We start from the raw sequence: 13,508 nt of genomic DNA on the forward strand, positions 1-13,508 counted from the left end.
CCGTCCAAGCGCGGGCCGACAGAGCAAACGAGGAAAACATGAGCAAGCAGATTCTGATTCTCCCAGGCGACGGTATTGGCCCGGAAATCATGGCCGAAGCGGTCAAGGTCCTGGAGCTGGCGAACGACAAGTACGGCCTGGGCTTTGAACTCAGCCACGATGTGATCGGCGGCGCTGCGATCGACAAACACGGCGTCCCCTTGGCCGATGAAACCCTGGATCGCGCCCGTGCCGCCGATGCCGTACTGCTGGGCGCCGTGGGCGGCCCGAAATGGGACAAGATCGAGCGCGACATTCGTCCAGAGCGCGGCCTGCTGAAGATCCGTGCGCAACTGGGCCTGTTCGGCAATCTGCGTCCGGCGATCCTCTACCCGCAACTGGCCGACGCTTCGAGCCTGAAGCCGGAAATCGTTTCGGGACTGGACATCCTCATCGTTCGTGAACTGACCGGCGGTATCTACTTCGGCGCCCCGCGCGGCACCCGTGAGCTGGATAATGGCGAGCGTCAGGCCTACGACACCTTGCCGTACAGCGAGAGCGAAATCCGCCGTATCGCCCGGGTCGGTTTTGACATGGCACGGGTGCGCGGCAAAAAGCTGTGCTCGGTGGACAAGGCGAACGTCCTGGCTTCCAGCCAACTGTGGCGCGAAGTGGTCGAGCAGGTGGCCAAGGATTACCCGGACATCGAACTGAGCCACATGTACGTCGATAACGCCGCGATGCAACTGGTGCGCGCGCCCAAGCAGTTTGACGTGATCGTCACCGACAACATGTTCGGTGACATCCTGTCCGATGAAGCATCGATGCTCACCGGCTCCATCGGCATGCTGCCGTCGGCCTCCCTGGATGCCAACAACAAAGGCATGTACGAGCCATGCCACGGTTCGGCGCCGGACATTGCCGGGCAGGGCATTGCCAACCCGTTGGCAACCATCCTGTCGGTGTCGATGATGCTGCGCTACAGCTTCAGTCTCAATGACGCGGCTGATGCCATCGAGAAGGCGGTCAGCGTGGTATTGGATCAAGGTTTGCGCACGGGCGACATCTGGTCGACCGGTTGTACCAAAGTCGGTACGCAGCAAATGGGCGATGCAGTAGTCGCCGCGTTGCGTAATCTGTAATCTTTGCGGCCCACCGCTTCGACGGTGGCCCACTTTTGTATAGGTGTAGTTGCGATGAAACGTGTAGGTCTGATCGGTTGGCGCGGCATGGTCGGTTCCGTGCTCATGCAGCGAATGCTGGAAGAGCAGGATTTCGATCTCATTGAACCGGTGTTTTTCACCACTTCCAATGTCGGTGGCCAGGGCCCGTCCGTGGGCAAGGACACCGGTGCGCTCAAGGATGCCTACAGCATTGACGAGCTCAAGACCCTCGACGTGATCCTGACCTGTCAGGGTGGCGACTACACCAGCGAAGTCTTCCCGAAACTGCGTGAGGCCGGCTGGCAGGGTTACTGGATCGACGCCGCCTCCAGCCTGCGCATGCAGGACGACGCGGTGATCATCCTCGACCCGGTGAACCGCAAGGTCATCGACCAGCAACTGGACGCGGGCACCAAGAACTACATTGGCGGCAACTGCACCGTCAGCCTGATGCTGATGGGCCTGGGCGGTCTGTTCGAAGCCGGTCTGGTGGAATGGATGAGTGCCATGACCTATCAGGCGGCCTCCGGGGCCGGCGCGCAGAACATGCGTGAACTGATCAAGCAAATGGGTGCGACCCACGCCGCTGTCGCCGATGACTTGGCCAACCCGGCCAGCGCCATCCTGGACATCGACCGCAAGGTCGCCGAGGCGATGCGCAGCGATGCGTACCCGACCGAGAACTTCGGCGTGCCGCTGGCCGGCAGCCTGATCCCGTGGATCGACAAGGAACTGCCGAACGGCCAGAGCCGTGAAGAGTGGAAGGCCCAGGCCGAAACCAACAAGATCCTCGGTCGCTTCAAGAGCCCGATCCCGGTGGACGGCATCTGCGTGCGCATCGGCGCCATGCGCTGCCACAGCCAGGCGCTGACCATCAAGTTGAACAAAGACGTGCCGATCGCCGACATCGAAGGGCTGATCAGCCAGCACAACCCTTGGGTCAAGCTGGTGCCGAACAATCGCGAAATCAGCATGCAGGAGCTGAGCCCGACCAAGGTCACCGGCACCTTGAACGTACCGGTGGGTCGTCTGCGCAAGTTGAACATGGGCTCGCAATTCGTCGGCGCCTTCACCGTTGGCGACCAGTTGCTGTGGGGCGCGGCCGAACCGCTGCGTCGCATGCTGCGGATTCTGCTCGAACGTTGATCGGTCACTGCTGTGAAAGAACCCGTGCCTTGTGAGAGGTGCGGGTTTTTTTATGGAAACGGTGTCGTCCGTGACATCGCCATGGCGAGCAGGCTCGCTCCCACAGTGGATTTTCAGTGGCCGCAAAACCTGTGGGAGCGAGCCTGCTCGCGATGGGGCCAGTACAACCACTGCAAATCTCCCAGCCAATTGCCTGCATACCCACCACCCGGTAAAGTGCCGCTCCCCACGTTTTACCTGAGGTAGACCCATGAGCCAGTCCTTTGATATTGCCGTGATCGGCGCCACCGGTACTGTCGGCGAAACCCTTGTCCAGATTCTCGAAGAGCGTGACTTCCCGATCGGCAACCTGCACCTGCTGGCCAGCAGCGAGTCGGCAGGAAGCTCGGTAATGTTTCGCGGCAAAAATGTGCGGGTGCGCGAAGTCGACGAATTTGATTTCGGCAAAGTCCAACTGGTGTTTTTTGCCGCCGGCCCGGCGGTAACCCTGAGCTTCGCCCCGCGTGCCACGGCGGCCGGTTGCGCGTTGATTGACCTGTCTGGCGCCCTGCCGGCTGAGCAGGCGCCGCAGATCGTGCCGGAAGCCAACGCCGAGCTGCTGGCGGGTCTGAGCAAGCCGTTTCAAGTCAGCAGCCCCAGTGCGTCGGCGACCGCGCTGGCCGTGGTGCTGGCACCGCTGCGCCAATGCCTGGAGTTGCAGCGCATCAGCCTGACCGCCAGCCTCGCTGTGTCCGCTCAGGGCCGCGCCGCCGTCAGTGAACTGGCCCGCCAGACCGCCGAGTTGCTTAACGCGCGTCCCCTTGAGCCGAAATTTTTCGATCGGCAGATGGCGTTCAACCTGCTGGCTCAGGTGGGTACCCCGGACGAGCAGGGTCACACGCTGTTGGAAAAGCGTCTGGTGCGCGAATTGCGTCAGGTGCTGGAACAGCCTTCGTTAAAGATTTCCGTCACTTGCATTCAAGCCCCGGTGTTTTTTGGCGATAGCTTTAGCGTGACTGTGCAGGCAGCCAACGTCGTCGACCTGGCGAAAGTCAACGCAGTCCTGGAAGCGGCACCCGGCATCGAGCTGGTGGAGGCGGGCGATTACCCGACTCCGGTGGGCGATGCGGTAGGGCAGGATGTAGTCTACGTTGGACGTGTGCGCGGGGGGATCGATGACCCGGCGGAACTAAATATGTGGCTGACGTCAGATAACGTACGCAAGGGCGCGGCGCTCAATGCTGTGCAAGTGGCTGAGTTGTTGATAAAAGACCTGCTGTAAAAGATACTTGGCAACAATTTGTCGAATGATTCTAGCTGGGCGCTATGCTTGGCCAGAGTGCTGAAGGCGAACCTCCCTCTCGGGGCTTTCCCCGAGCATGAGTGAAACGATCGCGCGCGCCGTTGCTTCGGGGTGGCGCGCAATGCCTTACGGCAGCGGCATCAACACCTTCTCGCTGGCCGAGGAATGTTCAAACAAAGGAAGAGGCTATGGTTCAAGTTCGCAAACTGGTGTTAGCAATAGCGGCCGCCTCGGCGCTGTCCTCCGGTATGGCGCAAGCGCTCGGGCTCGGGGAATTGACCCTGAAGTCGCCGCCGAACCAGCCTCTGGTCGCCGAGATCGAGCTGCTCGACGTCCAGCAATTGACGGCCGCCGAAGTCGTGCCGAGCCTGGCCTCGCCCGAGGAGTTTGCCAAGGCCGGGATCGACCGCCAGGCCTTTCTCAGTGACCTGAGCTTCACCCCGGTAATCAATGCCAATGGCAAGAGCGTCCTGCGGGTGACTTCCAGTCAGCCGCTGTCGGAGCCGATGGTCAAGTTCCTGGTGCAGGTGATGTGGCCCAATGGCCGCCTGCTGCGCGACTACAGCGTGTTGATCGACCCTTCCAAATTCTCCCCCCAGGCGGCGGACGCCGCCCGGACGAAGCCGTCCCAGGTCGTCTCCACGCCGGTGACGGGCGCCACCAAGCCCTCCCAATACACCACCACGCCGCGCGATACCCTTTGGGAAATTGCCGCCAAGGTGCGCAACGGTGGGTCCATCCAGCAAACCATGCTGGCGATCCAGGCGTTGAACCCGGACGCATTCATCAACGGCAACATCAATCTGCTCAAGACCGGTAAGGTATTGCGTCTGCCGGACCCGGTGCAAAGCACCGCGTTGCCGCAACCCCAGGCTATCGCTGAAGTGGCTGCGCAGAATGCCGCTTGGCGCCAGGGGCGGCGGGGCGTTGCGCGTTCCGGCCAGCAGCAGTTGGACGGTACCAAGCGTGGTGGCAGTCAAACTGCACCGGCCCAGGCGGCCGCTCGCGATAACCTGAGTCTGGTCTCCGCCGAGGCCGCAAAGGCCGGCGCCAAAGGCGCCGCCGGCGATGCCCAGGCCCTGAGCAACAAGCTTGCGGTCACCCAGGAAAGCCTCGATTCGGCTCGCCGCGACAATGAAGAACTCAAAAGCCGCATGGCGGATCTGCAGAGCCAACTGGACAAGCTGCAACGCCTGATCGAGCTGAAGAACAATCAACTGGCCAAAATGCAGGCTGATGGTGTCGCCGTACCGCCGGCCGATGAGTCGGCCCCGGCGATGTCGGCAGAATTGACGCCGGACCCAACGGCGCAAGCCCCTGCGCCCGCGCCTGAAGCGACGCCGCCCGCGACTCCCGTGGAGCCAGCCCCGGCAGCGTCCAGCGAACAAAAGTACAACGATCTGCTGACCAATCCGATCCTGTTGGGCCTGATTGGCGGTGGTGCGTTGATCCTGCTGTTGCTGCTGCTGTTGCTGGCCCGTCGCCGCAAGGCACAACTGGAAGCCGAAAAGCACTTGCGCATGGCCCGAGCCCTCGAGGAGGAGGCTGACTTCTCCCCGGAGCTCGATCTGCCCCCGAGCAGCTTCGAGGGCATTGAAGTTCCACCGCCAAGCGTAAAACTCGAACCAAAACCCGCTCCCGCACCTGCGCCCAAGCCAGCCCCGGTGATTGCGCCCGTGATCGTCACGCCGCCGATCGCCGCGCCATTGGTGGCTCCGGCTGCCGAGCGTTCCGACGATGTGCTGGGTCAGGCCCAGTCCCACATTGATCGTGGTCGTTTGAATCAGGCAGCCGATCTGCTTGAGCAGGGCATCAAGGTCGAGCCTCAGCGCAGCGACCTGCGCCTGAAGCTGATGGAAGTCTACGGTCAGCAGGGTGACCGCGACGCCTTTGTTGCCCAAGAGCGCCAACTGGTGGCCAACGGCGAAAACTATTCCCAGGTCGAACAACTCAAAAGTCGTTTCCCGGCCATGGTGGTCGCCACCACTGCCGGCCTGGCCGCCGCGGCAGTCGCAGCCGAGTTGGACGCCCAGTACGTCAAGGATTTGCTGGAAGACACGCCGCCGACCGATGAGGAGCTCGACAGCGCCTTCGACCTGAGCCTTGAGGATCTGGAAGCCGCACCGGCAACGCCTGAGCCAGAGCCTGTCATCGAGCTGGATGCATTTCCGTCCGATGATGACCTGGACTTCGAATCGTTGCTCAAGCAGCAGACCGAGGCCAATGAAAGTCTGGATGACCTGTCGGAATTCGACCTTGACCTGGGCGCCGACGCCCCGACGCCGACGCCGACGCCGGCCCTGGCCGACGAAGACTTCCTGTTGGACCTGGATGACGACCTCAAGGGCCTGGATGAGCCTGCCGCCCAAACCCCTGCCGTGGCCGACACCCCGTCGGATGACCTTGAGCTGCCGGAAGACTTCGACCTGTCCCTGGCCGATGAAATGGACGTGCAAGACAAACCCAAGGACGCCTTCGAGTCCGAACTGGACGATGTCAACGCCGAGCTTGAACGCCTGTCCGACACCCTCGCTCAGCCGACTTTTACCGCTGAAGATGCGTTGGCCAGTGCCGACGATGAGCCGGATTTCGACTTCCTCAGCGGCACCGATGAAGTGGCGACCAAGCTCGATCTGGCCCAGGCTTACATCGACATGGGTGACAACGACGGCGCCCGGGATATCCTTGGCGAAGTCCTCAGCGAAGGCGATGCCACGCAAAAGAGCGAGGCGCAGGAAATGTTATCGCGCCTGGCCTGAGGTCATCGGGTAAACCAAAGCGGCAGCCAGTAAGGCTGCCGTTTTTGTTTGGGGCAGGGGAGGTAATGGTGTTTGGGCTGGCGCCATCGCGAGCAGGCTCGCTCCCACAGAGGTTCTCGGGTATTCACACATCCTGCGCCCAGCACAAATCCCTTGTGGGAGCGAGCCTGCTCGCGATGGCGCCCGTACATTCAACACATGACTACCGGTTGGACTGGCATCCCCTCCCGTGCGCCTTATAATGCCTGCCTTTGCGTACTTCAGCAGGCTGTAATTCCTTGGCAAACATAGACAACCCGGCTGCCGAAATGGCGGCCGACGGCTTTTTCCGGATCGCCCTGGGCGTTGAATACAAAGGCTCGCGCTATCGTGGCTGGCAGCGCCAGGCCTCCGGGGTGGCGACGGTGCAGGAAACCCTCGAAAACGCGCTGTCCAAAGTCGCTGATTCGCCCGTGTCGCTGCATTGCGCCGGCCGTACCGATGCCGGCGTGCACGCCTGCGGCCAGGTGGTGCATTTCGACACCCAGGTCGAGCGTTCGATGAAGGCCTGGGTCATGGGGGCCAACATCAACTTGCCTCACGACGTCAGTGTCAGTTGGGCCAAGGCAATGCCGGCGCATTTTCATGCACGCTTCAAGGCCATCGCCCGGCGTTATCGCTATGTGATCTACAACGACCAGATCCGCCCCGCGCATCTGAACGAAGAAATCACTTGGAACCACCGTCCGCTGGACGTCGAGCGCATGGCTGAAGCCGCGCAGTACCTGGTCGGTGTTCATGATTTCAGCGCCTTTCGCGCCGGCCAGTGCCAGGCCAAGTCGCCGATCAAGGAGCTGCATCACCTGCGGGTGACCCGCCACGGCAAAATGATCGTGCTCGACATCCGTGCCAGCGCCTTCCTGCATCACATGGTGCGCAACATCGCGGGCGTGCTGATGACCATCGGTGCCGGTGAGCGGCCGGTGGAGTGGATCAAGGAAGTGCTCGAAAGCCGCATCCGGCGTTCCGGTGGGGTGACCGCGCACCCGTTTGGCCTGTACCTGGTGCAGGTCGAATACCACGATGAATTCGAGCTGCCGCAGCGTTACATCGGGCCACATTTCCTCACGGGCTTCTCGGAACTCGACGGCTGACGCCCTGCGCAGCATTTGCTACCATCCGGGACTTTCACGGATTTGCCTGAGGTTTTGACGACATGCCGGCCGTTCGCAGCAAGATTTGCGGGATCACCCGCGTCGAGGACGCGCTGGCGGCGGTGGAGGCGGGTGCCGATGCCATCGGGCTGGTGTTTTATGCCAAGAGCCCGCGCGCGGTGACGGTGCAGCAGGCGAGGGCGATCATCCGGGCCTTGCCTCCGTTCGTGACCCCCGTCGGCCTGTTCGTCAACGCCAGTCGTTGTGAGCTGGGCGAGATACTCGATGCGGTGCCGTTGGCCCTGTTGCAGTTTCACGGAGATGAGGCTCCGGCCGATTGCGAGGGCTGGCATCATCCGTACATCAAGGCGTTGCGGGTCAAGGCCGGTGATGACATTGCGGCCAGTTGCGATGCCTTTGCCGGTGCCAGTGGCATACTGCTGGACACCTATGTGGAAGGCGTTCCCGGTGGGACCGGTGAAGCATTCGATTGGTCGCTGGTGCCCCAGGGCCTGAGCAAACCGATTATTCTCGCCGGTGGGCTGACGGCGCAAAACGTGGCCGAAGCCATCCGTCAGGTTCGCCCTTACGCGGTAGATGTCAGCGGCGGAGTGGAGCAAAGCAAGGGCATCAAGGATCCGGCCAGGATTCGTGCGTTCATGGCCGCTGTACGCAGCAGTCAGTAGTCAATGTGACGGCTGGCAGACTGCCGCCGTCCATACCAGCACTGTACAAAGCAGGCAGGCGCCGCCTCCGGGTGGGCCGATAGCGTAGTGGCCACCGCAGTATCGCGGTGGCCGGGATGGCTGAGGGAGTTGGGCTGCACGCAGGTCATGTTTCGCGCTGATCGTGGTGGTCCCTCGAACCTCGCCGCACAATGAATTTAGCTCAAGGGCATACGCGGGACCGCGAACCAGAGCGTTCGGGTCACCGGTACTGGAGAAAGAAAGCATGAGCAACTGGTTGGTAGACAAACTGATCCCTTCGATCATGCGTTCCGAGGTGAAGAAAAGCTCGGTGCCTGAAGGTCTGTGGCACAAATGTCCATCCTGCGAAGCGGTGCTGTACCGTCCTGAGCTGGAAAAGACCCTGGACGTTTGCCCCAAGTGCAACCACCACATGCGCATCGGCGCGCGTGCCCGTATCGACATCTTCCTGGACGCCGAAGGCCGTGTTGAGCTGGGCGCCGACCTGGAACCGGTGGACCGCCTGAAATTTCGCGACGGCAAGAAGTACAAGGATCGCCTGACTGCGGCCCAGAAGCAGACCGGCGAAAAAGACGCCCTGGTGTCCATGAGCGGCACCCTGCTGGGCATGCCAGTGGTGGTTTCGGCGTTCGAATTCTCCTTCATGGGCGGTTCCATGGGAGCCATCGTCGGTGAGCGCTTCGTGCGTGCCGCCAACCATGCCCTGGAAAACCGTTGCCCGATGATCTGCTTTGCCGCTTCCGGCGGTGCACGTATGCAGGAAGCGCTGATCTCCCTGATGCAAATGGCCAAGACCTCCGCGGTGCTGGCGCGTCTGCGTGAAGAAGGCATTCCGTTCATCTCGGTGCTGACCGATCCGGTCTACGGCGGCGTTTCCGCCAGCTTGGCGATGCTGGGCGATGTAATTGTTGGCGAGCCGAAGGCGCTGATCGGTTTTGCCGGCCCGCGCGTTATCGAGCAGACCGTGCGCGAAAAACTGCCGGAAGGTTTCCAGCGCAGTGAGTTCCTGCTGGAGCACGGCGCCATCGACATGATCATCCACCGCCAGGAATTGCGTCCGCGTCTGGGCAACCTGCTGGCGCAACTGATGGGCCTGCCGACGCCGAAATTTGTCGCCGCCCCCATCGAGCCGATCGTGGTTCCGCCGGTGCCAGCGAACATATGACCCAACGTACCCTGGGCGATTGGCTTGCCTACCTTGAGCAGTTGCATCCGTCAGCCATCGACATGGGGCTGGAGCGCTCGCAAGCGGTAATGTCCCGCATGGGACTGGCCAAGCCGGCGCCCCGGGTCATCACCGTTACCGGCACCAATGGCAAGGGTTCGACCTGCGCCTTCGTGGCCTCGCTGTTGCGGGCCCAGGGGTTGAGCGTTGGTGTCTACAGTTCGCCGCACCTGTTGCGTTACAACGAGCGGGTGCAGGTCAACGGCGTCGAAGCCTCTGACGCCGAGCTGTGCGAAGCCTTTGCTGCGGTGGAAGCCGGGCGGGGCGAGATTTCCCTGACCTATTTCGAGATGGGCACGCTGGCGGCGTTCTGGCTGTTCACGCGTGCCGGTCTTGATGCCGTGGTGCTTGAAGTCGGCCTGGGTGGCCGGCTCGATGCTGTCAATCTGGTGGATGCGGACGTTGCGCTGGTCACCAGCATCGGTGTGGACCATACCGATTATCTGGGTGACACCCGTGAGTCCGTCGCCTTCGAGAAGGCCGGCATCTTCCGCCCGGGCGCGCCTGCGCTCTGTGGTGACCTCAATCCCCCTCAGCCGCTGCTGGACAAAGTCCGTGAGTTGGGCTGCCCGTTCTTTTTGCGCGGGCGGGATTTTGACCTGGCAATGACTGAGCAGCATTGGCAATGGCGGGGCAGTGACGCCCGGGGCAATCCGGTGGAGTTGCGCGATTTGCCGCTGCTGGAGCTGCCGATGGAGAACGCCGCGCTGGCGCTCCAGGCTTACCTGTTGCTGGACTTGCCATGGCATGCCGGACAAATTATCGAAGCGCTGCAAGCGACTCGCGTCGTCGGTCGTCTTGATCGCCGCCAGTTCGATTGGCACGGCAAGCGCCTGAATCTGCTGCTTGATGTCGGCCACAATCCTCATGCGGCGCAGTATCTGGCCGAGCGCCTGGCGCGGCGGCCGGTAGCCGGGCGCCGCCTGGCGGTGTTTGGGCTGCTCGGCGACAAGGATCTGGATGGCGTTGTCGATGCGTTGGGTGCTAGTGTCCAGCATTGGGCGGTAGCACCGCTGGATTCGCCGCGCTCGCGCCCGGCTGCCGAGCTACAGGAAGCCTTGCAGCGTCGTGGGGCTTGCGTAGAGACTTATGACAGCGTGGCCGCGGCGCTGGAAGGGCAGTGCGCCCTGGCGACGGTCGACGATGAGATCCTGCTGTTCGGATCATTTTTTTGTGTTGCCGAGGCCCTTCAATGGCTGGCCCGGCGCTCCACGGAGGAAGCTGCAGATGGCATTGCTGGATAAGGCGTACAAGCAGCGCATGGTGGGGGCCCTGGTATTGGTGGCCTTGGCGGTGATTTTCCTGCCGATGCTGTTTTCTCGTCAGGATGAGCAGCGCCAGGTTACGGTCGACGCTCCGGCTGCCCCTCAGGCGCCGTCTATTGCGCCCGTGCAGGTCGAGCCGGTGGTGGTGCCTGAACCTGAAGCGCTACCCCAGGAACCCGTTCCGAGCGACGAGGAGCTGGCCGAGCAACCTGCGCCTTCCCTGCCGATCGAGCCTGCGCCGGCGGCTCCCGCCACGCCAGCACCGGCTCCGAGCAAGCCGGCAGTCGCTCCAGCCCCGACAGCACCGGTGGCCAAGCCGGCGCCGACCCAGCCGATTACCGCAGCCCCGGCCAAGCCGGATACCACGCAAAGCCGCGTGGACGCCAACGGTCTGTCGGTCAGTTGGTCCGTTCAGTTGGCCAGCCTGAGCAATCGTGAGAGCGCTGAAAAGCTGCAGAAAACCCTGCGCAGCCAGGGTTACAACGCTTATATCCGCACCGCCGATGGCAAGAATCGCGTATTTGTGGGGCCGCTGATCGAGCGTGCCGAGGCCGACCGGCTGCGGGACCTGCTCAGTCGGCAGCAGAACCTCAAGGGGTTTGTCGTGCGTTTTCAGCCTGAGCGCGGCTAACAGCGGTTTGTCTGATTTGAATCACACTGACAATCGCAGCTTACCGACAGCTCTGGCCTCTGCTAAAATGCGCCGCCTTATCCGTCTGTAGGCTGCACCGTGCCATTTACCTGGGTTGACTGGGCGATCGTTGCAATCGTCGCCATCTCCGCATTGATCAGTCTGAGCCGCGGCTTCGTCAAGGAAGCCCTCTCGCTGCTGACCTGGATCATCGCGGGGGTCGTAGCCTGGATGTTTGGTGGTTCGTTGTCCCAGTACCTCGCCGGATACATTGAAACCCCGTCGGCCCGCGTGATCGCGGGCTGTGCCATCTTGTTTATCGCCACCTTGCTGGTCGGCGCAATGATCAACTACCTGATCGGCGAACTGATTCGCGTCACCGGGCTTTCCGGGACAGACCGGTTCCTGGGCATGGCCTTCGGCGCGGCGCGTGGCGCGTTGCTGGTGGTCGTGGCCGTCGGGCTATTGAGCCTGGGGCCGGTACAGCAGGATACGTGGTGGCAGGAGTCCCGGCTCGTGCCACAATTTCTATTGGTCGCAGACTGGTCCAAGAACCTGATCCTGGGTTGGAGCAGTCAGTGGCTTGCCAGCGGTATCAGCGTACCCGCTGAAATACCGTTCAAGGAACAACTCTTGCCGATGGCCAAAACGCCGCAGTGAGTGTTGTTCAGTTCAGATCCATTAAGTAGGGGTTGTGTCGCATGTGTGGCATCGTCGGTATCGTCGGTAAGTCGAACGTCAATCAGGCGCTGTATGACGCGCTAACCGTGCTCCAGCACCGCGGCCAGGACGCTGCCGGTATCGTGACCAGCCATGACGGCCGGTTATTCCTGCGCAAGGACAACGGGCTGGTGCGTGACGTGTTCCATCAGCGTCACATGCAGCGCCTGGTCGGCCACATGGGCATTGGCCATGTGCGCTACCCAACAGCGGGCAGCTCTACCTCGGCCGAAGCCCAGCCGTTCTACGTCAACTCGCCGTATGGCATCACGTTGGCGCACAACGGCAACCTGACCAACGTCGAGCAGTTGGCCAAGGAGATCTACGAATCGGACCTGCGCCACGTCAATACCAACTCCGACTCGGAAGTGATGCTCAACGTCTTCGCCCATGAGCTGGCCCAGCGCGGCAAGCTGCAGCCGACCGAAGAAGACGTGTTCGCCGCCGTGACTGACGTGCATAACCGTTGCGTCGGCGGCTACTCGGTCGTGGCGATGATCACCGGCTACGGCATCGTCGGTTTCCGCGATCCCCATGGCATTCGTCCGATCGTGTTCGGTCAGCGTCACACCGACGAAGGCGTCGAGTACATGATTGCCTCCGAAAGCGTGTCTCTGGACGTGCTGGGTTTCACCCTGATTCGCGATCTGGCCCCGGGCGAAGCGGTCTACATCACCGAAGACGGCAAGTTGTTCACCCGCCAGTGTGCGACCAATCCGAGCCTGACCCCGTGCATCTTCGAGCACGTTTACCTGGCACGCCCGGACTCGATCATCGACGGTATCTCGGTCTATAAGGCCCGCCTGCGCATGGGCGAGAAACTGGCCGACAAGATCTTGCGCGAGCGGCCGGACCACGACATCGACGTGGTCATCCCGATCCCGGACACCAGCCGCACCGCGGCCCTGGAGCTGGCGAATCACCTGGGCGTCAAGTTCCGCGAAGGCTTCGTGAAGAACCGTTACATTGGCCGTACTTTCATCATGCCCGGCCAGGCCGCGCGGAAAAAATCCGTACGCCAGAAGCTCAACGCCATCGAACTGGAATTTCGCGGCAAGAACGTGATGCTGGTGGACGACTCCATCGTGCGCGGAACCACCTGCAAGCAGATTATCCAGATGGCCCGTGAAGCCGGTGCCAAGAACGTGTACTTCTGCTCGGCGGCGCCGGCCGTGCGTTATCCGAACGTCTACGGCATCGACATGCCGAGCGCTCACGAGCTGATCGCCCACAATCGCACTACCCAGGAAGTGGCCGACCTGATCGGCGCCGACTGGCTGATCTACCAGGACCTGCCGGACCTGATAGAAGCGGTGGGTGGTGGCAAGATCAAGATCGAGCAATTCGACTGCGCAGTGTTTGACGGCAAGTACGTCACCGGTGACGTCGATGAGGCCTACCTGAACAAGATCGAGAACGCTCGTAACGATGCGTCCAAGGCCAAGACCCAGGCGGTCAGCGCGATCATCGATCTGTACAACAACTGAGTGACAAGCCG

11 protein-coding genes are annotated in these 13,508 nt (G+C 62.1%); all 11 read left to right on the forward strand.

Translation table 11 applies throughout. The features are described 5' to 3' along the window. Positions 1 to 38 precede the first annotated feature (38 nt). Positions 39 to 1,121, forward strand: coding sequence for a 3-isopropylmalate dehydrogenase (leuB, locus tag BM132_RS16265; protein WP_047229243.1), 1,083 nt, complete (start codon positions 39 to 41; stop codon positions 1,119 to 1,121). A 54-nt stretch (positions 1,122 to 1,175) separates the two neighbouring features. Continuing rightward, positions 1,176 to 2,288 carry an aspartate-semialdehyde dehydrogenase gene (asd, locus tag BM132_RS16270; protein WP_047229242.1) on the forward strand — a complete coding sequence of 371 codons (1,113 nt, stop codon included), beginning with the start codon at positions 1,176 to 1,178 and terminating at the stop codon, positions 2,286 to 2,288. Positions 2,289 to 2,538: 250 nt separating this feature from the next. Beyond that, positions 2,539 to 3,549, forward strand: coding sequence for an aspartate-semialdehyde dehydrogenase (locus BM132_RS16275; protein WP_092456850.1), 1,011 nt, complete (start codon positions 2,539 to 2,541; stop codon positions 3,547 to 3,549). Between the two features lie 209 nt (positions 3,550 to 3,758). Continuing rightward, positions 3,759 to 6,329, forward strand: a complete 2,571-nt coding sequence (locus BM132_RS16280; RefSeq protein WP_092456853.1) for a FimV/HubP family polar landmark protein — start codon at positions 3,759 to 3,761, stop codon at positions 6,327 to 6,329. Positions 6,330 to 6,637: 308 nt separating this feature from the next. Further along, positions 6,638 to 7,462: a tRNA pseudouridine(38-40) synthase TruA gene (truA, locus tag BM132_RS16285; RefSeq protein WP_047229296.1), complete on the forward strand. Its 825-nt coding sequence runs from the start codon at positions 6,638 to 6,640 to the stop codon at positions 7,460 to 7,462. 62 nt (positions 7,463 to 7,524) lie between these two features. Further along, on the forward strand, positions 7,525 to 8,148 hold the full coding sequence (locus tag BM132_RS16290) for a phosphoribosylanthranilate isomerase (RefSeq protein WP_092456856.1): 624 nt from the start codon (positions 7,525 to 7,527) through the stop codon (positions 8,146 to 8,148). A gap of 265 nt (positions 8,149 to 8,413) precedes the next feature. Further along, positions 8,414 to 9,334: an acetyl-CoA carboxylase, carboxyltransferase subunit beta gene (gene accD / locus BM132_RS16295; RefSeq protein ID WP_047229238.1), complete on the forward strand. Its 921-nt coding sequence runs from the start codon at positions 8,414 to 8,416 to the stop codon at positions 9,332 to 9,334. Beyond that, positions 9,331 to 10,638 carry a bifunctional tetrahydrofolate synthase/dihydrofolate synthase gene (gene folC, locus BM132_RS16300; protein ID WP_092456859.1) on the forward strand — a complete coding sequence of 436 codons (1,308 nt, stop codon included), beginning with the start codon at positions 9,331 to 9,333 and terminating at the stop codon, positions 10,636 to 10,638. The genes accD and folC overlap by 4 nt, the downstream gene beginning before the upstream one ends. Further along, positions 10,622 to 11,290, forward strand: coding sequence for an SPOR domain-containing protein (locus BM132_RS16305; protein ID WP_092456862.1), 669 nt, complete (start codon positions 10,622 to 10,624; stop codon positions 11,288 to 11,290). The genes folC and BM132_RS16305 overlap by 17 nt, the downstream gene beginning before the upstream one ends. A 99-nt stretch (positions 11,291 to 11,389) precedes the next feature. Continuing rightward, positions 11,390 to 11,950 (forward strand): CvpA family protein, encoded by a 561-nt coding sequence (locus tag BM132_RS16310; RefSeq protein ID WP_039593931.1) that lies wholly within the window; start codon positions 11,390 to 11,392, stop codon positions 11,948 to 11,950. Positions 11,951 to 11,991: 41 nt separating this feature from the next. After that, positions 11,992 to 13,497 (forward strand): amidophosphoribosyltransferase, encoded by a 1,506-nt coding sequence (purF, locus tag BM132_RS16315; protein WP_047229235.1) that lies wholly within the window; start codon positions 11,992 to 11,994, stop codon positions 13,495 to 13,497. The last annotated feature ends 11 nt before the right edge of the window (positions 13,498 to 13,508 follow it).

Source organism: Pseudomonas sp. NFACC45, assembly GCF_900113505.1.
In the GTDB taxonomy this organism is placed as follows: Bacteria; Pseudomonadota; Gammaproteobacteria; order Pseudomonadales; family Pseudomonadaceae; genus Aquipseudomonas; species Aquipseudomonas tehranensis.